Annotated in this window: 18 protein-coding genes; all 18 read left to right on the top strand. The window is 48.6% G+C overall.

The window, feature by feature from the left end; translation table 11 throughout:
* Window positions 1-12 precede the first annotated feature (12 nt).
* Entirely contained in the window at window positions 13-945 is a 933-nt protein-coding gene (fmt, locus tag DXA36_RS08975) for a methionyl-tRNA formyltransferase (RefSeq protein ID WP_118678323.1), read from the top strand.
* Complete coding sequence (locus DXA36_RS08970) at window positions 939-1,643, top strand: zinc metallopeptidase (protein ID WP_118678321.1); 705 nt, start codon at window positions 939-941, stop codon at window positions 1,641-1,643. Before fmt ends, DXA36_RS08970 begins: the two co-directional genes overlap by 7 nt.
* A 97-nt stretch (window positions 1,644-1,740) precedes the next feature.
* Complete coding sequence (gene rsmB / locus DXA36_RS08965; protein ID WP_118678319.1) at window positions 1,741-3,114, top strand: 16S rRNA (cytosine(967)-C(5))-methyltransferase RsmB; 1,374 nt, start codon at window positions 1,741-1,743, stop codon at window positions 3,112-3,114.
* Between the two features lies 1 nt (window position 3,115).
* Window positions 3,116-4,159, top strand: coding sequence for a 23S rRNA (adenine(2503)-C(2))-methyltransferase RlmN (gene rlmN, locus DXA36_RS08960; RefSeq protein ID WP_118678317.1), 1,044 nt, complete (start codon window positions 3,116-3,118; stop codon window positions 4,157-4,159).
* Window positions 4,160-4,413: 254 nt separating this feature from the next.
* Window positions 4,414-6,159, top strand: a complete 1,746-nt coding sequence (locus DXA36_RS08955) for a sensor histidine kinase (RefSeq protein ID WP_118678315.1) — start codon at window positions 4,414-4,416, stop codon at window positions 6,157-6,159.
* Between the two features lie 12 nt (window positions 6,160-6,171).
* Window positions 6,172-7,500, top strand: coding sequence for a response regulator transcription factor (locus DXA36_RS08950; RefSeq protein ID WP_118678313.1), 1,329 nt, complete (start codon window positions 6,172-6,174; stop codon window positions 7,498-7,500).
* Between the two features lie 142 nt (window positions 7,501-7,642).
* Window positions 7,643-8,605, top strand: coding sequence for an ABC transporter permease (locus DXA36_RS08945; RefSeq protein ID WP_243114596.1), 963 nt, complete (start codon window positions 7,643-7,645; stop codon window positions 8,603-8,605).
* A 15-nt stretch (window positions 8,606-8,620) separates the two neighbouring features.
* On the top strand, window positions 8,621-9,499 hold the full coding sequence (locus DXA36_RS08940; RefSeq protein WP_118678311.1) for a carbohydrate ABC transporter permease: 879 nt from the start codon (window positions 8,621-8,623) through the stop codon (window positions 9,497-9,499).
* Window positions 9,500-9,597: 98 nt separating this feature from the next.
* Window positions 9,598-11,181: an extracellular solute-binding protein gene (locus tag DXA36_RS08935; RefSeq protein WP_118678309.1), complete on the top strand. Its 1,584-nt coding sequence runs from the start codon at window positions 9,598-9,600 to the stop codon at window positions 11,179-11,181.
* A 20-nt stretch (window positions 11,182-11,201) separates the two neighbouring features.
* Window positions 11,202-12,800, top strand: coding sequence for a DUF4091 domain-containing protein (locus DXA36_RS08930; RefSeq protein WP_118678307.1), 1,599 nt, complete (start codon window positions 11,202-11,204; stop codon window positions 12,798-12,800).
* A gap of 240 nt (window positions 12,801-13,040) precedes the next feature.
* Complete coding sequence (locus tag DXA36_RS08925) at window positions 13,041-13,766, top strand: Stp1/IreP family PP2C-type Ser/Thr phosphatase (RefSeq protein ID WP_118678305.1); 726 nt, start codon at window positions 13,041-13,043, stop codon at window positions 13,764-13,766.
* A 68-nt stretch (window positions 13,767-13,834) separates the two neighbouring features.
* The gene (pknB, locus tag DXA36_RS08920; protein ID WP_118678303.1) at window positions 13,835-15,946 is read left to right on the top strand and encodes a Stk1 family PASTA domain-containing Ser/Thr kinase; all 2,112 of its coding nucleotides are present in this window, start codon (window positions 13,835-13,837) and stop codon (window positions 15,944-15,946) included.
* A 4-nt stretch (window positions 15,947-15,950) separates the two neighbouring features.
* A complete protein-coding gene (gene rsgA / locus DXA36_RS08915; RefSeq protein ID WP_118678301.1) occupies window positions 15,951-16,841 on the top strand; it encodes a ribosome small subunit-dependent GTPase A in 891 nt (296 codons plus the stop codon).
* Between the two features lie 40 nt (window positions 16,842-16,881).
* Complete coding sequence (gene ychF, locus DXA36_RS08910; protein WP_118678299.1) at window positions 16,882-17,979, top strand: redox-regulated ATPase YchF; 1,098 nt, start codon at window positions 16,882-16,884, stop codon at window positions 17,977-17,979.
* Between the two features lie 341 nt (window positions 17,980-18,320).
* Entirely contained in the window at window positions 18,321-18,758 is a 438-nt protein-coding gene (mraZ, locus tag DXA36_RS08905) for a division/cell wall cluster transcriptional repressor MraZ (protein WP_118678297.1), read from the top strand.
* A 22-nt stretch (window positions 18,759-18,780) separates the two neighbouring features.
* Window positions 18,781-19,725 carry a 16S rRNA (cytosine(1402)-N(4))-methyltransferase RsmH gene (gene rsmH, locus DXA36_RS08900; protein ID WP_118678295.1) on the top strand — a complete coding sequence of 315 codons (945 nt, stop codon included), beginning with the start codon at window positions 18,781-18,783 and terminating at the stop codon, window positions 19,723-19,725.
* A gap of 57 nt (window positions 19,726-19,782) precedes the next feature.
* Window positions 19,783-20,286, top strand: coding sequence for a cell division protein FtsL (locus tag DXA36_RS08895; protein WP_118678293.1), 504 nt, complete (start codon window positions 19,783-19,785; stop codon window positions 20,284-20,286).
* Window positions 20,287-20,300: 14 nt separating this feature from the next.
* A complete protein-coding gene (locus DXA36_RS08890) occupies window positions 20,301-22,595 on the top strand; it encodes a peptidoglycan D,D-transpeptidase FtsI family protein (protein ID WP_118678291.1) in 2,295 nt (764 codons plus the stop codon).
* Window positions 22,596-22,609: the final 14 nt, after the last annotated feature.

Below are 22,609 nucleotides of genomic sequence, written 5' to 3'. Positions count from 1 at the left end.
GAAGGCAATCGTATGAAAATGGTATTTATGGGTACCCCCGATTATGCGGCCAGAGCGCTGGAAGCGATCTGGAAGGCGGGACATGAGATAAGCGCTGTGGTGACACAGCCGGACAAGCCGAAGGGAAGAGGAAAAGAACTGCAGATGAGCCCGGTAAAGCAATTTGCGGTTTCCCATGATATCCCTGTTTTCCAGCCCGTGAGGATAAAAAAGCCGGAAGCTGTGGAACAGCTGAAAACCTATGAGGCGGATATTTTTGTGGTGGCGGCTTTCGGACAGATTCTTTCCCGGGAAATCCTGGATATGCCAAGGTTCGGATGCGTGAATATCCATGCCTCCCTTTTGCCGAAATACAGAGGGGCTGCGCCTATTCAGCGGGCGATTATCAACGGAGAGGAAAAGACGGGCATAACGATTATGCAGATGGACACGGGTATCGATACCGGGGACATGCTTTTTAAAACGGAAGTGGCTATCACACCGGAGGATACCTATGCCAGCCTCCATGATAAGCTGGCCGAAGCGGGGGCTGCTTTGATTGTCCCTGCCCTTTCAGCCATTGAAAAAGGCGAGGCGGTTCCGGAGCCTCAGGACGATTCGGAAAGCTGTTACGCGGGAATGATTGATAAATCCATGGGACAGATTGATTTTACCCGTCCGGCGGCGGAAACCGCACGATTGATAAGAGGATTAAATCCATGGCCCAGTGCGTATACTTCATATAAAGGAAAAACGCTGAAAATCTGGGAGGCCTCTTCCTGTGGGGAGGCTGCGCAGGGAGAACCGGGAAGTGTGGAAAAAGCGGACAGGGAAGCCCTGTATATCAATACCGGGGATGGGATACTGAAGGTGACGCAGCTGCAGCTGGAAGGCAAGAAACGTATGCAGGTTAAGGATTTTCTTCTGGGCTGCAGAATAGAAAAAGGAGAAATGCTGGGATGTTAGGATTTGGTTATTATTTTGACCCTACTTATTTTTTGGTAATTATCGGTGCGGTGCTTTCTATCTGGGCCAGTTCCAGGGTGAACAGCACCTATAACAAGTATTCCCGGGTGCGGAGCATGACGGGCATGACAGGAGCGGAAGCTGCCAGAATGATTTTAAATTATAACGGCCTGGGAGACGTCAGGGTGGAGCATGTGAAGGGAAATCTCACCGACCATTACGATCCCAGGACCAAGGTCCTCCGCCTTTCAGATGCCACCTATGCTTCGGGCAGCGTAGCCGCCATCGGCGTTGCGGCTCATGAATGCGGCCATGCGGTGCAGGATAAGGAAGGCTATGCACCCCTGAAAATAAGAGGGGCGCTGGTTCCGGTAGCAAATTTCGGTTCTGCCCTGGGGCTGCCTATGGTGGTTCTGGGACTGATTTTCGGCCTCAGCTACACGTTCATACAGATCGGAATCTGGGTATTCGCCATTTCCGTGCTGTTTCAGCTGGTAACCCTGCCGGTGGAATTCAATGCTTCCGGCCGCGCCCTGAAGATGCTGCAGGGATATCGTATCCTGTCGGAAGAAGAAACCGGCTATTGCAGGAAGGTGCTCAGCGCCGCGGCACTTACGTATGTTGCCGCCGCTGCGTCCTCTATCCTGCAGCTTCTCAGGCTGTATCTTCTGGCAGGCGGAAGAAGAGATCGTGATTAAAGCCTGGCCGGAAAAGGTGCGGAGTGAAAATCCAGCCTTGTACGAACGGTAAGGATACGGAATAGTTATACAAAAGCAAACACGGATAGGAGTACGGATGAAGACGGAGTGCGGAATAAATGCCAGGGGCCTGGTACTGGATATTTTAATGGAAACGGAAAAAGGGCAGGAATATGTTAACCTTCTTCTGAAACGTGTTCTGGATAAATACAATTATCTGGACGGCCGGGATAAGGCGTTTATCAAACGCCTTACGGAAGGGGTGACGGAACGCAGGCTGCAGCTGGACTATATCCTGGGCCGGTTTTCCAAACTGCCCCTTTCCAAATGCAAGCCACTCATCCGTAATCTGCTGCGGATGGGAGCCTACCAGATCCTTTTCATGGACAGTGTCCCCGATTCGGCGGCCTGCAATGAGGCGGTAAAGCTGGCGGTAAGCCGTCATTTCCAGCAGCTGAAGGGCTATGTCAACGGTGTACTGCGTAGTTTGTCCCGGGGAAAAGAGAAACTGGAATGGCCGGATAAGAAAAAAAATCCGGTCCTTTATCTTTCCGTCATGTACTCTATGCCGGAATGGATAGTGAAAATGTGGCTTGCAGATTATGGGCCTGAGAATACGGAAAAAATCCTGGAGGGATTGCTGGAACCCAGGCCCGTGACTATCAGACTGTCAGGAAGGCTTTCGGAAGAGGAAAAGAAAGAGCTGCTCGCAGATCTTAAGGAATGCGGCGCCGGTCCCGCTCCCCATCCTTATCTGCCCTATGCCTATCTGCTTCAGAAATCCGAGGGAGTGGCTTCTCTTCCTGGTTTTGCCGGCGGTTTGTTTACCGTTCAGGATGTAAGCAGCATGTTGGTGACGGAGTGTGCATTGGCCGGCAGGGCAAAAACGGAGGTCCTTCTGGATGTCTGCGCAGCTCCCGGAGGCAAGGCGGTTCATGTGGCCGACCGGCTGACCGGCAGCGGCCGGGTGGAAGCCAGGGATGTTTCCGAATATAAAGCAGGATTGATTGTGGAAAATGCCCGCAGGCTGGGAATTTCCAATTTGGAAGTAAACGTATGGGATGCCACGGTCCCGGATGAGGGAAAAAAGGAATCTGCGGATGTGGTGCTTGCCGATCTGCCCTGTTCCGGCCTGGGGGTTATCGGGAGAAAACCGGATATTAAGTACCGGGTAACGCCGGACAGCCTGCGGGAGGTAGCGGCGCTGCAGCGACGCATTCTGGCTGTATCGGCGGAGTATGTGAAGCCGGGAGGAACACTCATTTACAGTACCTGTACCATCAATAAGGAAGAAAATGAAGAACAGGCCGCCTGGTTTGCGGATAACTTTCCATTTTCTTTCCAAAGTCTTGATGAAGGACTGCCCCGGGAGTTGAGAAATCGGGAGAGCGCGGCGGGAATGTGCCGGCTTCTGCCGGGGATCCATAAAACGGACGGCTTTTTTATTGCCGCCTTTGTGCGAGAGGGATAATATGGACACTGACATCAAATCCATGACGCTGGAAGAACTGAAAACCGAAATGGAGCGGCAGGGAGAAAAAAGCTTCCGTGCCGGACAGCTGTATGACTGGATGCACAACAAGCTGGCGGCTTCCTATGAAGAGATGACCAATATCCCTCTTTCCTTACGGAAAAAACTGGAGGATCAGTATCCTTATGTGAGCCTGAAGCCGGTTGAAATCCAGGAATCCAGGCTGGACGGTACCCGGAAATTCCTTTTCGCCCTTTCTGATGGGAATATGGTGGAAAGCGTATGGATGAAATATAAGCACGGCAATTCCGTATGCATCTCTTCCCAGGTGGGATGTAAGATGGGCTGCCGGTTCTGTGCCTCAACCCTGGACGGCTGGGAGAGGAACCTTCTGCCGTCGGAGATGCTGGATCAGATCTATGCGATTACCCGGCTGACAGGAGAACGGGTTTCTCATGTGGTGGTGATGGGAACCGGGGAACCTATGGATAACTTTGATAATCTGCTTACCTTTATCCACATACTCACAGAGGCGCACGGCCTTCATATCAGCCAGAGGAACATCACCGTTTCCACTTGCGGCATTGTGCCAAAGATGAGGGAACTGGCGGAAAAAGGGCTTTCCATTACACTGGCGCTTTCCCTGCATGCTACGACGGACGAAAAGCGCAGGAAGCTCATGCCCGTCGCGGAAACCTACCATATGGATGAATTGATGGATGCCTGCGCATACTACTTTGAAAAAACAGGCAGAAGGATTACCTTTGAATACAGCCTTGTTGCCGGCGTGAACGATACGCCCGGGGATGCCATGCAGCTGTCGGCTTTGGCGGGGCCGTTAAACTGCCATGTGAACCTCATTCCTGTGAACCCCATAAAAGAGCGCACTTACAGGCAGTCCGGGCAGGCGGAAATCCTCGCGTTTAAAAATAAACTGGAAAAAAACAAAATAAACGTCACTGTCAGAAGGGAAATGGGCAGAGATATAGACGGGGCCTGCGGTCAGCTGAGACGCAGACACATTTATGAAGAAAAAAGCCGGTAATGTTATGGATCGTTACGCCTCTTCATGGAATCCTAAAAAAAAGAATAGTTATGATCTTCGGGAGTTACAGTTTTTAAGCTGTCTCCCTTTTTTAGTTTTATAAAACATCCCCTTGAATTTGGATCCCCTTTTCGTGTATCATAAAATAAATTGATTACATGCGGAAAAATGATTAAGCCTGGGAGCGGTATCCTACGAACCGCATATACCGTGCTATTATAAAGGCTCTCATCTCACGAAAAGGAGGCGGTCCTATGCATAAACTTAAAATAAGGCAGCAGTTTGCGCTGGTACTGCTCATCATATTATTGACTATTTTATGCATTGGCTATGCGGTTTCCGTTCTGGCAGGCAAAATAGTCCTCCAGAAAAATATCGGTTATGTGGGCAGCATGCTTGAGAAAATCGAGCAGGAAGCAAATTACGTCGATGATAAAGGGAGTGCGGTAATTAACTTTTTACAAAACGACGGACTGCTGCAGGATTATTTTGAAGGAGAGACGGGCGGAGAATATTATGAGCTGGCAAAGCAGATGGACCAGCTTCTGACCAGCATTAAAATTATCTATCCGGAAACCAGTGATATCGTACTGTGCGGAAAACGTATTTATGCGAATATAACCACGAAACGCCAGGTGGATGAGCTGCTTAGCCGCTTCGGCAGGGAGAAGGCTGTTGTCTGCACGGGTATTGAGATGCAGACGGACGTCCAGAATGAATATAAAGCGATCCGTTATATGTCTCCCATTTACTCCAGCAGATCCGGAGAAAATTATGCCAATCCCATCGGTACCTGCATGGTATCCTTCCGGCTCAGGAATTTTAACTGGAACAACGAATTTGCGGAAATGGGAACCAATTATGTGCTGATGGATAATTTTGGGCAGTATTACCCTATTAATTGTGAGGAAGAGAGGGCTAAAATGATAGCCGGTATTTTTCTGGATCATCCGGACAGCAATACGGTGGATACCCGGGAATATTATCTTTCGGTGAAGAAAACCCACAGCAACAATCTGTATGTGATCAGCTATACGGACAAGCAGCAGCTGTTGTTGGACGTCGCCTATGTGCAGCGTTTGATTTTTATATTCGGGGCTGCGGGTATCGCTGCACTGTTGCTTGTATGCGGGCTGCTGTACCATAGTATTGTATCTCCCATTTATATATTGGAACAGTATATGGGAAGAATAGCGGCGGGAAATTTTAAGGAAGTGAAGAATCATGTGACTGTGAAGGGCAGCTGGGAAATGATACGCCTTGCCCGTGTCCTGAACGAAATGACAGATGAACTGGAAGAACGGTCGCGGAGAATTATCAATACTACGAATACGCTGTATGAGGTGGATATAGAAAAGCAAAAAGCGGAAATTGCTTTTCTGCGCAGTCAGATTAATCCGCATTTCCTGTATAATGCGCTTGAGATTATCAAGGGGATTTGTATGAAAAACAACCTCCCGGAGGGGGCAATGGTTGCAGGGAATCTGGGCAAAATATTCAGATACAGCATTAAAGGCGGGGATGTGGTTTTGCTTGCGGATGAGATCGGTATGGCACGGGCGTATATAGATATCCAGAAGTCGCGGTTTCCCTATAAAGTGGATGTTGTGTATAATTTAGCGGAGGAGACGCTTAAGCTGCCGGTAGCAGGTATGATTCTGCAGCCTATTCTGGAAAATGTTTTCCTGCATTCTGTGGAAAAGACCACCGCGATGACTACCTTGTACCTTGCCAGCAAGCTGGAGGGGGAGGAACTGTACTTAACGGTGCAGGATGACGGGGTTGGCATACATGAGGAGACCCTGGAGGAGCTTAAGAGGCTCATGTCCGCAGAAAGTGTCCACCAGTCCCGGCATGTGGGGCTTGCTAATGTAAACTTCCGCCTGCGTCTGATGTATGGGGAAAATTACGGGCTTATTGTGGAAAGCCGCTGGGGAGAGGGAACAAAGGTGGTGTTGCATATGCGCAGTACACCGCTTTACCGTTCCGACAAGAAATAGGAGGAAGAGACAATGCCGGTATCAGTAGTGATTGTAGATGACGAACCCATGGTGATAGAGTCGATACGCTGGGGAGTGGATTTTGAAGCGCTCCATGCAGAAGTATGCGCCGCCTTTACAGACAGCAGGGAGGCGCTGGAATATATCCGTGAGAATCCGGTGGATATTGTTATAACCGACATTGATATGCCTCCGTTTAGCGGCCTGGTGCTCTGCTCACGCATACTGGAGCTGGGCAGCGGCACGCAGTTAATCATTATAAGCGGCTATGCAGATTTTTCCTATGCACAGAAATGTATTGCGTATGGAGCCTTGGGGTATTGCCTGAAGCCCATAGACTATGATGATCTGACTGCCTGTGTGAAAAAGGCGGTTGGAAATATAAACAACGGAAACGGCATGGCGGTACAGGAATTTATTGAAGCGTTGTACGAGGGCAATAAACAGGCGCTGCGGGGCTATCTGGATGAAGGACATATCAATGAGACTTTTTATATCGCAGTATCCGTCAGTAAAGGACCGGTATTTTGCTGTTACGCGCAAAATATCGGGCTGAATGAATATCTGTATCTTTCCAATGAACCGATCCCGGCCCTGGATAAAGAATGGCTGGCAGGTAACCCGGATATTTTCGGGGTCAGCCGGAGCGCGGAAATGGTGTCCTGTAAAGAGCTGCAGCAGAAGGCATGCCAATTGGTCTATAATAGCTACCAGTTTTTCTTTTATGAGAAGGAGAAAGAATTTACAGAAAATACAGTTTATGATTCTCAGGTTATGCAGAAGGCCAGAGCTTTTCTTGCCTGTCCGGAGGAACTGGAGCGCTTGCTGCTTGACGGCGCAGGTATGAACCATATCCGGATGGCGGCGGATCTATATAACTTGGCTTTACAGTACATGGATGAGGAAAGCTGCCTGTATTCCTATAACCAGATCGTGTACCGTTTTAAGAATTTTAAGGGGCTGGCAGCATATATTGTGAAGGAACTGCGCGGGGAAAACGAACCGGAAACGGAGTATGAGAGCGGAAACAGAAAATTTCTGGAGCTGATAAAATTCGTAAATGCAAACTATTCCCAGGATATATCCGCACAGAGTCTTGCTGAGAAGCTGAATCTGAACCCCTGCTACATCAGCCAGCTTTTTAAGAAAGAGACAGGTACCACATTTGTCAAATACCTGACAGAGCTAAGAATAAGCCGGGCGAAGGAGCTGATGCTGAAAACCGATATGTCTGTTAATGAGATTGGCGAAGCCTGCGGCTTTCATGATTATTTTTATTTTATTAAAATCTTTAAGAAATTTACCGGTAAAGCACCCACTGTTTTCAGGCAGGAGAGATAGATAATATAAAAATATTCCGGCAATATGTCTTGTTTTAAGATGCAGTAATGGAAATATAAAAAAATTATTTGTGCAATATGTATTTGCTCCATACCAATCAAATCCCGTCCAAAGTATAATATCCACATGGAGGGGAGCAAAAATGAAATCTGAAAAACGCAATTCTAAATCCAATTCCATGATATCTGGAAAAGTCAGATCAACGTGGAAACAAATCAAAAACGATAAGCTGCTTTATCTCTTGCTGCTGCCGCTGGTGGTCTGGTATATCATATTCTGCTATCTGCCCATGGGAGGCCTCACCCTCGCTTTTAAGAATTTCCGGTATGATCTGGGGCTGTGGAAAAGCCCATGGGTGGGAACTGAACATTTCCGGGCAATGTTTGAGGATCAGGCTTTTTGGCAGGCTCTTAAAAATACATTGATATTCGCCGCCGGCAAAATCCTGTTCATCTTTCCGATTCCTATTTTATTATCTGTTATTCTCAATGAAATTTCTTCTAAAAAAGTGACGAAATTTTTTCAGACAGTATTTACCTTTCCGCATTTTATAACCTGGGTGGTGCTTTCCGGGATTCTGATTAACTTTTTCGGAACCAGCGGTGTTGTAAACGGACTGCTGGGTATGGCTGGGATCGCTTCCATTTCACCGCTTTCAACGCCGGCTATGTTCCGGCCGTTTATATGGCTGTCGGCACTTTGGAAAGAGATTGGCTGGGATTCCATTATTTATCTTGCTGCTTTTTCTTCCATTGATCCGGGTCTTTATGAAGCGGCAAGCATAGATGGGGCCAACCGGTTTCAGAAAATGATCCATATATCCTGGCCGGGTATCAGGGGGACGGTTTGTATTATGCTGATATTGGCGGTGGGCAGCCTGATGACGAACGGGGCCAGCTTTGATCAGGTGTTTAACCTTTACTCCGCACCGGTTTATAGTGTTGCAGATACCATTGATACTTATGTTTACCGTGGTTCCTTCGGTATGGGCATGAACTTTGGTTATACCACGGCGATAGGTTTCCTGAAGTCAATCATAAATATCATACTGATTACAATGGCTAATAAAATCGTGACGAAGAGCGGCGAGGCAGGGCTGTTTTAAAAAAGGAGGTGTATTATGTCCGGAAAAAAGAAAATTTCGTCCTTTCATGTTATTACTATTATGATTCTGTCCATTTTGGCAATTGTGACCATTTTCCCTTTTTATTACGTATTTATTGTATCCTTTTCCAGCCTGGAAGCAATCAGCAGCCATGTTCCCTATCTTTTTCCTTATGTATTTGATACGGAAGGGTACAAAATGGTATTCAGTGAGCCGCGGTTTCTTTCTTCTTTCCTGAATTCCGTTTTTGTAACGGCGGCGGGAACCGTAATCAATATGCTTTTGTCGGTTTTCGGAGCTTATGCCCTTTCTAAAAAGAGGCTTGCGGGAAGGAAAATTATTTTATCCATGATTCTGTTTACCATGCTGTTCAGCGGCGGTTTAATTCCTTATTACCTTGTGGTAAGCGGACTTCATCTTAGCAATACCATTTGGGCAATGATTATTCCCAGTGCAGTTAACACCTTTTATCTCATTATTATGAAAAACTACTTTTCATCGCTTTCACCCAGCCTGGAGGAGGCGGCTAAAATAGATGGGGCAAACGATATCCAGATCCTGTTTCGGGTGATGCTTCCCATATCCCTGCCGTTTATAGCGACTTTTGTCCTGTTCTATTCCGTAGAGCGTTGGAATGAATGGTGGAATGCCCTTCTGTTTATTAACGACAGCAGTCTCCAGCCGCTGCAGATCTATATGCGGAACCTTCTGGTGAACTATAACAATCAGATGTCTCAGCAGGCAATGTTGATCCTTGGTGACAAGCGCAGTGCTAATTTCCAGGCGGTACAGATGGCTTCCATTGTAGTATCCACCGTACCGATTCTATGTATTTATCCATTTGTCCAAAAACATTTTGTAAAGGGGGTTATGGTTGGTTCTGTAAAAGAGTAAGGAATTGCCCATACCGCAAAGCAGTGTGGGGAAAGGTCAAAATTCAGGCCCCGTAAGGGGCGGAAAGTCCTCCTTATGAGGATGGAAAGGGGATTCGTATGAAAAAGAAATATGTACAGGCAGCAGTAGCAGCAGCTTTGGCCGTTACGTTGACGGCATCTCTTATGGCATGTCAGCCGGCGGCTTCGTCATCCGGCAGCCAGGCCGGTGACGGCGGAACGGTCACAAGTGACGGGAAGGGGGAACCCGCCGAAATCAGTATTGCGATATGGGATATTGAAAATGCCATGCGCAATGGAACGGATGATAAGATCCTGACGGCAATTGAAGAAGGAGCCAATGTAACCATCAAGCCGGTCAATACAACCTGGGATGATTACAGGGATAAAATTCAGCTTTGGGCGGCATCGAATCAGCTGCCGGATATGTTTGCCATAGATGTCATCGGTTCCAGCTTTTATCATGATTGGATTTCCCAGGGAGTGGTTTCCCCTCTGCCTGATGATCTGTCCCGCTGGCCTAATCTGGAAAAGTACATGTCATCACCTGAAATACAGGGCCTGCGTGCCCCGGACGGCAAGATGTACGTGGTTCCCAGAGTAATGTGGGAGGATTTGATAGACGGTTCCCAGGAACGCAGAGTCTATTACCGCTGGGACCTGGCGCAGGCGGCCGGTGTAACGAAAGAACCGGAAAATTATGATGAGTTCCGGGATATGATCAAGAAAATTATAGCGGCGGATCCTGAAAATAAAAAAATTACCGGGCTGACTGTTTCCGTACCGCAGCTGTTTGACAGCTTTTTTATGCCGTATGGTGTGCCGCTGGGAATGGGGGATGGTTCCGGCAGTGATTTTAAATGGATTGAAAAGGATGGAAAATATGTACCGGCCTATTTTAACGGGGATCTGCTAAGTGTTTTCCAGCTTGCCCGCGATATGTATACGGAAGGTACCATCGATCCGGACGTGGCCCTTGCCAAAGCACAGCTGTCCGAAGATAAATTCCTTCAGGGAAAAGTAGCAGCCTATTTCTTAAATACTACAACAGACTCGCTGCAGCGGAAATGGGAAAAATCAAACCCTGGTATGAATTTTGAAGATTGTGTCAAAATTGCCCATCCTTTCCCTATGCAGGACGGCAGTATGACGACGGTTCCCGTATTTAAAAGCTATTGGTCTGAGACCTATATCGGAACCAAGGATCCGGAAAAGATAGAACGTATCCTGGATCTTATGGAATGGATGCTGGCGAATGACGAGCTGGTGCGCTTCGGCTTTGAAGGCGAAGATTATAAGATGGAAGATGGCGTCAGGATTACGCTGGGAGATATACCCATCGGTGAGAAGTATCCTGCAAATGCCCTGTGCTCCCTGGTTCAGTATGCAAACTGGTACCGCTTTGAAATGACCGGCAATGAGAATGTGGATAAATATCGTCAGTGGGATTTGGAATACCGTGATTGGGTACGTGAAAACTGTGAGCTTCCGGACTTTGAACCGGCTGTAACTAATCTTTCAACGCCTGCCAAGAATCAGTTCTCCATTAAGCCTGCCGATGACATCATAAAGATAATGACCGGGACGGAGCCTGTTGAGAAAATGTATAATGATTTGATGGATGCCTATGAAAAGATGGGCCTGCAGAAAATGATCGATGAAGTCAATGAAGCAATGAAATAGCAGCTTTCAGGAGGAAATCAATGAAGGGTTATTGTACCGTAAAAGAGGAATGGTTATACCCGGATCAAACGCTGGAGGAACTCCCGGAAAGAGTGGCGCTTCACAGTGCAAAGAACGGCAGAGAGGGGATACGGCTTTTACTGGAAAGCGGAAATGAAAAATTGAATGTCAGCCTGAATGGGAAAGGCTTTACGGCCGAACTGTTCGAGATGGTTGATGTATTTGTAGGCTATAATGAAGCGGAGACAGAAGAGCAGAATGGCATGTTCGTCATTACGGCTGAAGAATATGAGAAACCCGATTACTGTACAAGAAAGGCGCCTTTCAGGGTTTACGAGGCTCTCAGGCCGCTGCAAAACGATGAGCTTGCGGTGAAACATGGATTGGGTGCCTTGTACCTTACACTCACTGCACAGGAGGAAACGGCGGCAGGTATACATGAGCTGGAGCTGAGGGTGGGAGAATACAGGCTGATGATCCAATTACACCTGTATGAAGTCCGTATCCCGGAGGAATCTCTGGGGATTACGAACTGGTTTTCTCTGGATAATGTGGCGCTGCGCCATGATCTTGTGTTTGGATCAGAGGCTTATTATACGATGCTTCGGCGCTATGCGCGTGCCATGCGCCGCACCCGTCAGACACATTTTTTTATATCCTATGACCACAGGAGGCTTCCCTTTGATAAGGAGGAGGGCAAATTTGATTTCAGTTATCTGAAGCCTATTATCGGGATTTTTTTTGAAGAAGGCTTTTCCGTGATGGAATTTGGAAACTTTGCAACCCGCGGCGGCGATATGTTTACGGATGAAATGAAGTGTAACATGGATCCGTCTGTCTGTGTATCCAGTGACGAAGGCTATCATATGCAGCAGAATTTTATCAGGGGCCTGGCATCGTTTCTGAAGGAGAACGGCTGGGAGAAGAAGGTTATCTTTCATATTTTTGATGAACCGGATGTCCATCTTAAGGATAGGACGGCTCTTGAGAAAAGAAAACAGCAGTACCTTCGTATCAGTAACCTGCTGCGCCGGCATCTTCCGGGATGCCGCATTATAGAAGCGGTTAAAACCACGGAATTTAAAGCGGGTGTGGATATCTGGGTTCCGCTCAGTGCCAATTATGAAGAACAGAAGGCGGATTTTGATAAGCTGCTGGCGGCCGGAGAAGAGGTATGGGTTTATGTATGCTGTGTGCCTACAGGCTGTCATCTGAACCGTTTTCTCGATATTGACCTTATCAAGTCACGTTTGCTCTTCTGGGGCTGTGCGCGCTACGGGCTTACGGGATATCTCCATTGGGGATTCAATTACTGGCCGGAAGATGCGCAATACGATCCGTTTGAATGTTCCAATACACCGAATGCGGCATTTCGTGGTATCTATCCTTCAGGCGATGCTTATATTGTCTATCCCGGAGAGGATGGCCCTTTGCCGGGAATGCGTCTGGAGGCTCAGCGCCGGGGGGCAGAAGATTATGAATTGCTTTTGCTTCTCAAAGCTGTAAAACCGATGGAGTATGAACGCCTTATGAAGAAAACCCTGCGCGGCTTTTCCGACTATAACGCAGATGCAGAGGCTTTTGAAGAAACACGAAGGGAACTGCTTTCTCTTCTTTGACATCTGGCTGTTTCTCATGCAGATTATTGTAGAGGAAGGGACAGGACAATTACAAAAAATATTATAGCAGCCCGCGTCTAGTAATTGAATATATGGGAATAATATAGAAATAAAATTAATAAATATAAAGGATAAGCCGCTCTCTAAGTACTGCGGCTTGTCCTTTTCCTGTTTTTGTGTTAAAATGTGCTGTGTTATTCGTAATGAAATGCTGTATATGAAGGGAAATGGGAAGTATAAGTGAAAGCATTTTCTATCACCGATATCGGTAAGAAAAGACAACTGAATCAGGATCATATATATTCCTCCCTGGAACCTGTCGGGAACCTGCCGAATATTTTTCTGGTGGCAGATGGCATGGGAGGCCACAAGGCCGGCGGATATGCTTCCAGCTGCGCGGTGGAAACCATACTGGAGGGAGTCCGGGAATCGGAGGGCGGCAAGCCTGAGGAAATCCTGACACAGGCCATACAGAGAGCAAATGAAGTGATTGAAAAAAGAGCCGGAGAGGATGAACGTTTTTCCGGCATGGGGACTACGGTCGTTGCCGCCTGCTGGGACGGAGAAGAGCTGATTGCGGCAAATGTGGGAGACAGCAGGCTGTATGTGGTAAACGGCGGAATTGAACAGGTTACGGAAGACCATTCCCTGGTGCAGGAAATGGTCAGGATTGGAGGCATCAACAAGGAAGAAGCCAGAAGCCATCCGAATAAGAATATCATTACCCGGGCGGTGGGGCTGGAACAGGATTTAAGCGTGGACTGTTTCAGAAGGCCGCTGAAACCGGGGAATATCGTGCTGCTATGTTCAGACGGCCTGACAGATATGCTGGAGGATGAAGAAATTTACCGGATTTTGACCGGTGAGGGAACGATTCAGCAGAGGGCGCAGGCTCTGGTGCAGGCAGCCAACGATAATGGCGGCAGGGATAATATCGCAGTGATTGTGATTGACCCGTTTTCATAATAGATGGGCGATTCTATTTTTACCTGTCGGGAAAGCAGCGTATTTTCCGGGCGGGCAGGAGGACTGGAATGATTAAAATTGGAATGATGCTGGGAGAAAGATATGAAATGCTCGAAAAAATCGGTACCGGCGGGATGTCGGATGTTTATAAAGCCAAGTGCCATAAGCTGAACCGGTATGTGGCGGTAAAGGTACTGAAACAGGAATTCAGTGAAAATTCAAATTTCGTATCCAAATTCAGAGTGGAGGCCCAGGCCGCGGCAAGCCTGATGCATCCCAATATTGTAAATGTGTACGACGTAGGGGAGGACAACGGCATCCATTATATTGTCATGGAGCTGGTGGAAGGAATCACCCTTAAGAAATATATTGAAAAAAAAGCACGTCTTTCCGTAAAAGAAGCAGTCAGCATAGCCATTCAGGCGTGTATGGGCATTGAGGCGGCCCACAATAACCATATAATCCATCGTGACATCAAGCCTCAGAATATCATTATTTCAAAAGAAGGAAAAGTTAAAGTTACGGATTTTGGGATTGCCAAGGCTGCAACCAGCAATACCATTACTTCCAATGTCATGGGAAGCGTCCATTATACCTCACCGGAGCAGGCCAGAGGCGGCTACAGTGATGAAAAAAGCGATATTTATTCCATGGGCATAACATTATTTGAAATGCTCACAGGACGCGTCCCTTTTAACGGGGATACAACGGTGGCAATTGCCATTAAACATATACAGGAACCGATGCCTTCGCCCAGGGATTATGTGCCGGAAATACCGGTGAGCGTGGAGCAGATTGTGCTCAAATGCACCCAGAAAAGCCCGGATCGCCGATACCAGTCCATGAACTCACTGATTGAGGATTTAAAAAAATCCCTCATTTCACCGGACGAGGATTTTGTCCGTACCGTGGATCCGGAAGCGACGGCGGCCACACGTACCATTTCCAGGGATGATATGGAGCAGATTAAAAAGCAGTCCAAGAAACCCTCTCATACCGAGGAAATCCGGCTGAAAAAGAACACGGCCAAACCTTCCGCCCCTCCTTCCCGGAGCGGGAAAAAGAGGACACAGGCGGTATATCAGCCGGAGCCGGAAGACGATGAGGAGGAGGAAGAATACGAATCCAGGATGGAAAAGGTGACCACGGTCCTTGCGGTTATCGGCGCTATTATAATCGGCTGTGTCGTGATTTTCCTTGTCGGCAGGGCTATCGGAATCTTTGATTTTTCTTCCTCCACAGAAGACGGGACCGTAAAAATGATCGAGGTTGCCGGAATGACGGAGGATGAGGCCAAACAGAAGCTTACCAAGATGGGCCTTGAGCCGTCGGTGGAATATGTGGAAAGCGACAGCGTGGAAGAAGGCCTTGTTATTGATTCAGATGTCAAGAAGGGAACCCAGCTGAAGCCCGGATCCAAGGTAGTGCTTCGGGTGAGCGGCGAGGATGCAGGAATAACGGTGCCCGACACGTATAATAAACCGCTGGCGGAAGCGGTGGCCGCCCTGGAAGGGGAAGGCTTCCTTACGGAAAAGAAGGAAGGTTACTCCGATACCGTCCCCAAAGGAAATGTTATGACACAGAAACCGGAGGGCGGTACCAATGCGGAAAGAGGGAGTACGGTAACGATTACAATCAGCCAGGGCCCTCAGGAAAGCAAGGTGCAGGTGCCCGATGTCATGGGCCTGCTGCCTGACGAAGGAAAGAGCATGATAGAGTCCGCCGGACTCACGGTACGCAATATATCCGAAGTTTATAACGAAGATGAAAGCCTGCTTGGCAAAATATGCGGTTTGAGCTATTCTGTGGGAACTGAGGTTGATCCCGGCACATCCATCGATGTGTACGTTAGCAAGGGACCGGAGGCGACATACACCTACGCGGAGAATATCGCCAGCCCTGCGCTGGAGGATCCCCAGTATGTGGAGGGGACACCCTGTGTTCTCGTCGTGACCACGGCGTCCGGTACGGAGATTGCCCGTACGGTTGCAACCTCCTTCCCCTGGCCGCTTAACCTGTCCCAGATTAAAGAGCCGACAGGTACCCTTACCCTCATTTACAATGTGGCTACGGAATCGGTTACCACGACGGATCCGGTAACGGGAGAAGCTATGGTGGAACCCGGCGGGGTCCAGGAGAAAACAGTGACCAGGCCGCTGCAGTTTATGAAGAAAGAGTAGTTGCATGAGGGGAAGAATAGTCAGAGGGATAGCCGGTTTTTATTACGTGCAGGCCGGCAGCCGGATATATGAATGCAAGGCGAAGGGGATATTCCGGAAGGATAAGAAAAAACCGCTCCCCGGGGATTATGTGAAAATAGATATATTGGATGAGGGCACACGTACTGCCAACATCAGCACCATACTGCCCAGGACGAATGAACTCATTCGTCCTGCGGTAGCGAATGTGGATCAGGCGCTGGTCATCATGGCGGCGGCAAGCCCCGCACCCAACCTGAACCTCCTGGATCGGTTCCTGGTTACCATGGAGAAGCAGAAGGTGCATTGCTGCATCTGCTTTAACAAGCAGGATCTGGTGGAGGAAGAAGAAAAGGTAAGACTGCTGGATAGCTATCGGAATACGGGCTATCGGGTTTTATTCACCAGTGCCAGGCAGGGTGACGGGCTGGAAGAGCTTCGTCAGGTGCTTGCGGACAAGACCACCACGGTGGCAGGCCCAAGCGGCGTAGGCAAATCCTCCCTGATCAACCGGCTTCAGACGGGAATCTCCATGGAGACCGGTGAAATCAGCGTGAAAATCGAAAGAGGCAAACATACCACAAGGCACTCCGAGCTGATATATGTCAGTGAGGGAACCTATATCGTGGACACACCCGGTTTCAGTTCCATTGAACTTTACGGCATGGAAAAAGAGGAGCTGCAGGAATTTTTCCCGGAATTTGTTTTATGGGAGCCGAAATGCCGGTTTGCCGGCTGCGCCCACATAAAAGAGCCTGACTGCGGCGTGAAAACGGCGCTGGAGCAGGGGGAAATCAGCAGGAGCAGATATGAGAATTATTGCCAGCTGTATGAAGAACTGAAAGACAGAAGAAAGTATCGTACGCTACGTCAGTAAATACGTAAATAACCGAAAACCAAAGGAGATTTAAAAGAAAATGAAATTAGGTATCGTAGGCCTCCCCAACGTAGGAAAAAGCACCTTATTTAATTCCCTGACAAAAGCAGGAGCGGAATCCGCCAATTATCCCTTCTGCACCATCGATCCCAACGTTGGGATCGTGACCGTACCCGATGAAAGACTGAAGCTTCTGGGCGATATGTACCATTCCAAAAAGGTAACCCCTGCGGTCATTGAGTTCGTGGATATCGCAGGTCTGGTAAAAGGAGCCTCCAAGGGAGAGGGGCTGGGCAATCAATTCCTCAGCAACATCAGGGAGGTGGATGCCATTGTCCATGTCGTACGCTGCTTTGAAGATGACAATGTTGTGCATGTGGACGGAAATATTAATCCCATCCGGGATATTGAGACTATTAATCTGGAACTGATTTTTTCCGACATCGAAATCCTGGAAAGAAGGATCGCCAAAGTAGGGAAGCAGGCCAGAATGGACAAGACCGTTGCCAAAGAGGCGGCGCTGCTGGAACGGGTTAAGGCTCTTTTAGAGGACGGTAAGCTGGCGATGAGCTTTGAGGCGGAGGATGAAGAGGAGCAGGAAATTTTTGCATCATTGAATCTGCTGACGGCAAAACCCGTGATTTATGCAGCTAACGTTTCGGAATCGGATCTGGCGGACGATGGGGCCTCCAATGCAGGTGTGGCGGCTGTCAGGGAGTTTGCGGCCGAAAACGGCAGCGGCGTTTTTGTTATCTGTGCCCAAATCGAAGAAGAGATTTCCGAACTGGAGGAGGACGAAAAGGCGATGTTCCTGGAGGATCTCGGCCTGAAGGAATCCGGTCTGGACAAACTGGTGAAGGCCAGCTACCGGCTCCTCGGACTGATCAGCTTCCTTACCTCCGGGGAGGATGAGACAAGGGCATGGACGATTAAGCTGGGAACCAGGGCGCCCCAGGCGGCAGGCAAGATACATACCGATTTTGAAAGAGGTTTTATCAAGGCCGAGGTCGTGAATTATAAGGACCTGTTAGAACAAGGCTCTCTGGCAGCGGCGAGGGAAAAGGGACTTGTGAGAATGGAAGGCAAGGAATATGTGGTTCAGGATGGGGATAACATTCTGTTCCGGTTTAATGTATAAAATATGGGATTCTCCCCCACCATGGTAATTTATGGAAATGGAGTGGGGACGGGTGAAAGAAAAAACTATATATAGTGTTGGAAATAAAATTTCATACCATATGTGGATAATACGATAAAAAGCGGTTTGCAGTTCCTTTTGCAGACCGCTTTTTTTTATGGGAAAGGGTTGATTTTACTTGCAAATTGCTTTAGATTATACTAAAATCATAGTAAAAGTGGTGGAAAGTGGCACGAAGTGGTGGAAAGTGGTAGATTTTCCTTCGGCCGGACAGAAATTGCAGGCGAGGCAGCTTCGGAAGTGCTTTTCCGTGACAGGCCACTTTTGAGGCGGTGATTGTCATGTTCATGGGAGAATACAATCATACAATTGATACGAAAGGCAGGCTGATCATACCCTCAAAATTCCGTGAGGCTTTAGGCGGGGAATTCGTAATTACGAAAGGGTTGGACGGCTGCTTATTTGTGTATGACAATCAGGAATGGAACGCCTTTGAGGAAAAGCTGAAGGCTTTACCTTTGAATAAGAAGGATAACCGGCAGTTCGTCAGATTCTTTCTTGCAGGCGCTGCGGAAGTGGAAGTGGACAAGCAGGGAAGGATTCTGCTCCCCGGGAATCTGAGAGATTTCGCGGGACTGGATAAGGATGTGGTTCTGGTTGGCGTAGCCAGCCGTATCGAAATCTGGAGCAAGGCGAAGTGGGATGGAATGACAGAAGAGGAAGACGAAGCGATGGAAGACATCGCGGAACGTATGGCCGATTTGGGGCTGGGAATATAAGACACGGAAAGGTTGAGGCCCTATGGAATTTGTTCATAGATCGGTACTTTTAGATGAGACAATAGAAGGACTTGCGATAAAACCCGGCGGTATCTATCTGGACGGAACGCTGGGAGGCGGCGGCCACAGCAGTGTGATCTGCAGCAGGCTTGAAACAGGACGCCTGATTGGAATCGATCAGGATGCCCAGGCTCTTGCCGCGGCGTCGGTAAGGCTGGAGCCATATCAGGATAAGGTGACGCTTGTACGGGATAATTATTGTAACGCGCCGGCCGTAGTCAGGAGCCTTGGGCTTGACGGTGTGGACGGGATCGTGCTGGATTTAGGGGTTTCCTCCTATCAGCTGGACAATGCGGAACGCGGGTTTTCCTACCGTTATGATACCGCTCTGGACATGCGGATGGATACCAGGCAATCGCTGACCGCAAGGGAAATTGTCAACGACTACCCGGAAAGAGAGCTATACCGTATTATCCGGGATTATGGAGAAGATCAGTTTGCCAAGAACATTGCCAAGCATATAGCGGCGGCCAGGAAGGACAAACCCATTGAAACTACAGGCGAACTGAACGAATTGATAAAGGCGGCGATACCGGCCAGAATGAGGGCAAACGGGGGACACCCGTCCAAGCGCACCTTCCAGGCTATCCGTATCGAATGCAATCATGAGCTGGATGTTTTGAAGAATTCCCTGGATGAATTGATAGCATTGCTTCATCCCGGAGGAAGAATATGCATTATCACCTTCCATTCCCTGGAGGACCGCCTTGTGAAGTCGGCCTTCCGGAAAAAGGAAAACCCCTGTACCTGCCCGCCGGATTTTCCGGTGTGTGTGTGCGGGAAACAGTCACAGGGCAAGGTGATTACCAGAAAGCCGGTTTTACCCAAAGAGGAGGAACTGGAAACAAATTCCCGTTCCAAAAGCGCAAAACTGCGTATTTTTGAAAAAGCAGCAGCCGACAAGTGAACGCGCTTGTGTGTTTGTTTGGCTCGTTGCACGAAGAAAAAATGAAGGAGAATTGCCATGGCACAGACAGTTAGAAACAGACAAAACAGAAGCACTGGAAAAAGCGAATACAGAAAATCAGTCAGCCGCAGTGCATATGTGGCAGGCAATACGGTAAGACAAATAGATGTTGTAGAAGAGATACATAAGCCCCGCAGACAGGAACTGAGCCATGCGGTAAAGAAGAACAGGGACAAGGCTGTTTACATGAATCTGGGCTATGTGCTTTTTTTGACGGCTTCCCTGATCGTGGCGGGTGTGGTTTTGATCGGCTATATCCGTCTGCAGTCGGAAATCACTGCCAGCGTAAAGCATATCTCTGCCATGGAAAGCACCCTCAACAGCCTGAAGGTTGCCAATGATGAAGAATACAGCAGGATCGAAAGCTCCGTGGATTTGGATGAAATCAGGAGAATCGCTATTACCGAACTGGGTATGACCTATCCGGATCAGAACCAGATTGTGACTATTCCGGATGAAGGCAGCGATTATGTAAGGCAGCTGGCAGATATTGCAGATTAGAAGTAGGTGGCGGTTTGGATAGAAACAGAGAGAACAACGATAGAAAAGACGTACAGAATACAAATAAATTTACAACAAAAATGCAAAAGAAGCTGGTAGTACTGTATTTCCTGGTATTACTGGCTTTTGCAGGATTAAGCGTAAGGCTGGTAATGATTAACCGGGATAACGGGGAACAGTATAAGCGTCAGGTACTTTCCCAGCAGCAATACTCCAGCCGGACGATTCCTTTTAAAAGAGGGGAAATCCTGGATTCCAAAGGAACCAGGCTGGCAGTGAGTGAAAAGGTATACAACCTGGTGCTGGACTGCAAGCTGATGAATGAAAAAGAAGAATATGTAGAGGGAACCATTGCTGCCCTCACCCAGTGCTTTGATGTGGAGGAAGCTTCCATCCGGTCTTATAATGAGCAGAACCCCACCTCCCAGTACCATGTCCTGTTAAAGCAGCTGACCTATGATGAAATTGCCCCTTTCCAGGAACTGCAGAACGATGAGGAGCTGGGGAAATATATCCAGGGCGTGTGGTTTGAAGAGGAATACCGGAGGGTGTACCCCAACAATACCATGGCCGCTGATGTCATCGGTTTTACCAGTAAGGACAATGTGGGCAATTACGGGCTGGAGGAATACTATAACGATATTCTCAGCGGTGTGAACGGCAGGGAATACGGCTATATGAACGATGATTCCAACCTGGAGCGGACCACAAAGGCCGCGGTGGACGGCTATAACCTGGTTACCACGCTGGATGCCAATATCCAGGGTATTGTGGAGCGGAAGCTGCAGGAATATAACGATACCTATAAAAATGCGGCGGGAGAAGGAAACGGCGCCCAGAACGTAGGCTGCGTTATTATGGATGTAAATAACGGAAATGTCCTGGCTATGGCCAGCTATCCCTTTTTTAACCTGAATGATCCGAGAAATACGGACATGCTTCTGGGACAGCATGTGGTGGATGGGCAGGGAACGATTCAGGAGACCGTAATCAATGAGGAAACGCTGGCGGCCATGGATGATGATACCCTATACCAGCAGCTCAATGCCCTCTGGAAAAATTACTGTATAGCCAATACCTTTGAACCTGGTTCCACCATAAAGCCATTTACGGTGGCTGCCGGTCTGGAGAGCGGTAAGATGACCGGGAATGAGACCTATCAGTGCAACGGGAGCCTGACGATAGTGGAAGGGCAGAAGCCTATCAAATGCCATAGTTACAGGGTTGGCGGAGACGGATTGGTAACAGTTTCCGGAGCCGTTGAACGCTCCTGCAATGTTGCCCTTATGAAAATGGGACAGACCATCGGCAAAACCACGCTGCTGAAATATATGCAGGACTTTAATTTCGGCCTGAAAACCAATATTGACCTTGCCGGGGAAGCGCGTACCGCGTCGCTGGTGTTTACAGAGGACAGCATGGGGCCGGTTGAGCTGGCAACAGCCTCCTTCGGCCAGGGCTTTAACGTGACAATGATACAGATGGTGGCGGGCTTTTGCTCCCTGATTAACGGAGGCTATTATTATGAGCCGCATATGGTGAGCAAGGTCACCGCATCCGACGGATCCGTGGTAAGAAATATCGAACCCCGCCTTTTAAAACAGACCATTTCCGAGGCAACTTCCGAGAAAATAAGGGAATACTGTAAAGCGGTGGTTGTGGGGGAAAACGGAACCGGACATACGGCCAGGCCCGCCGGATATATAATCGGAGGAAAAACAGGTACGGCTGAGACCCAGCCCAGAGGAAATGGGCAGTATGTGGTTTCTTTTATCGGTTATGCGCCTGCCGACGATCCCCAGATCGCCATTTATGTGGTGGTTGACAGGCCCAACTCCGACAAACAGGATGATGCCAAATATGCAACGAGGATTGTGCGCAGCATACTCACAGAGGTCCTGCCGTATATGGATATTTTTATGACAGAGCCTCTTTCCGAAACAGAACGCAAGGAGCTGGAGGAACAGCAGATAGCCTATAAACAGAAGCTGATGGATCAGGTAAGCGGCAACGATATCAGCGGGAATGATATAGGCGGTGAAGGGGATGTGCCCCAGGAAGGAAGCCAGACCGGGGAAAGTTCTGCGGCCGGGGAAAGTACAGGAGACGAGGGGGATAATCCCAACCGGCCGGAGATGGAAATCGATCCGGAAACCGGGTACGGGATCCTGCCTGACGGTACCAAAGTGGATCCCAATACGGGGGAAGCGATAGACGAAGATACCCCTCTGGATCTTCCGGAGCCTAACCTGCCTCTGGGCGATGGGCAGGGCCGGGGAGAGGAAGACGGGGATGAAAACCCATTCTGATGAGCAGCTTTTCC

This window comes from Eisenbergiella sp. OF01-20 (genome assembly GCF_003478085.1).
GTDB lineage: Bacteria > Bacillota > Clostridia > Lachnospirales > Lachnospiraceae > Eisenbergiella.
Note: the sequence above shows the minus strand (reverse complement) of the source record. Positions and strands in the feature narration are given on the sequence as shown.

What these genes read in the sequence shown, in the direction of transcription:
- fmt (WP_118678323.1), top strand. Translation starts at nt 13, where the DNA reads ATGAAAATGGTATTTATGGGTACCCCCGATTATGCGGCCAGAGCGCTG.
- DXA36_RS08970 (WP_118678321.1), top strand. Translation starts at nt 939, where the DNA reads ATGTTAGGATTTGGTTATTATTTTGACCCTACTTATTTTTTGGTAATT.
- rsmB (WP_118678319.1), top strand. Translation starts at nt 1,741, where the DNA reads ATGAAGACGGAGTGCGGAATAAATGCCAGGGGCCTGGTACTGGATATT.
- rlmN (WP_118678317.1), top strand. Translation starts at nt 3,116, where the DNA reads ATGGACACTGACATCAAATCCATGACGCTGGAAGAACTGAAAACCGAA.
- DXA36_RS08955 (WP_118678315.1), top strand. Translation starts at nt 4,414, where the DNA reads ATGCATAAACTTAAAATAAGGCAGCAGTTTGCGCTGGTACTGCTCATC.
- DXA36_RS08950 (WP_118678313.1), top strand. Translation starts at nt 6,172, where the DNA reads ATGCCGGTATCAGTAGTGATTGTAGATGACGAACCCATGGTGATAGAG.
- DXA36_RS08945 (WP_243114596.1), top strand. Translation starts at nt 7,643, where the DNA reads ATGAAATCTGAAAAACGCAATTCTAAATCCAATTCCATGATATCTGGA.
- DXA36_RS08940 (WP_118678311.1), top strand. Translation starts at nt 8,621, where the DNA reads ATGTCCGGAAAAAAGAAAATTTCGTCCTTTCATGTTATTACTATTATG.
- DXA36_RS08935 (WP_118678309.1), top strand. Translation starts at nt 9,598, where the DNA reads ATGAAAAAGAAATATGTACAGGCAGCAGTAGCAGCAGCTTTGGCCGTT.
- DXA36_RS08930 (WP_118678307.1), top strand. Translation starts at nt 11,202, where the DNA reads ATGAAGGGTTATTGTACCGTAAAAGAGGAATGGTTATACCCGGATCAA.
- pknB (WP_118678303.1), top strand. Translation starts at nt 13,835, where the DNA reads ATGATTAAAATTGGAATGATGCTGGGAGAAAGATATGAAATGCTCGAA.
- rsgA (WP_118678301.1), top strand. Translation starts at nt 15,951, where the DNA reads ATGAGGGGAAGAATAGTCAGAGGGATAGCCGGTTTTTATTACGTGCAG.
- ychF (WP_118678299.1), top strand. Translation starts at nt 16,882, where the DNA reads ATGAAATTAGGTATCGTAGGCCTCCCCAACGTAGGAAAAAGCACCTTA.
- mraZ (WP_118678297.1), top strand. Translation starts at nt 18,321, where the DNA reads ATGTTCATGGGAGAATACAATCATACAATTGATACGAAAGGCAGGCTG.
- rsmH (WP_118678295.1), top strand. Translation starts at nt 18,781, where the DNA reads ATGGAATTTGTTCATAGATCGGTACTTTTAGATGAGACAATAGAAGGA.
- DXA36_RS08895 (WP_118678293.1), top strand. Translation starts at nt 19,783, where the DNA reads ATGGCACAGACAGTTAGAAACAGACAAAACAGAAGCACTGGAAAAAGC.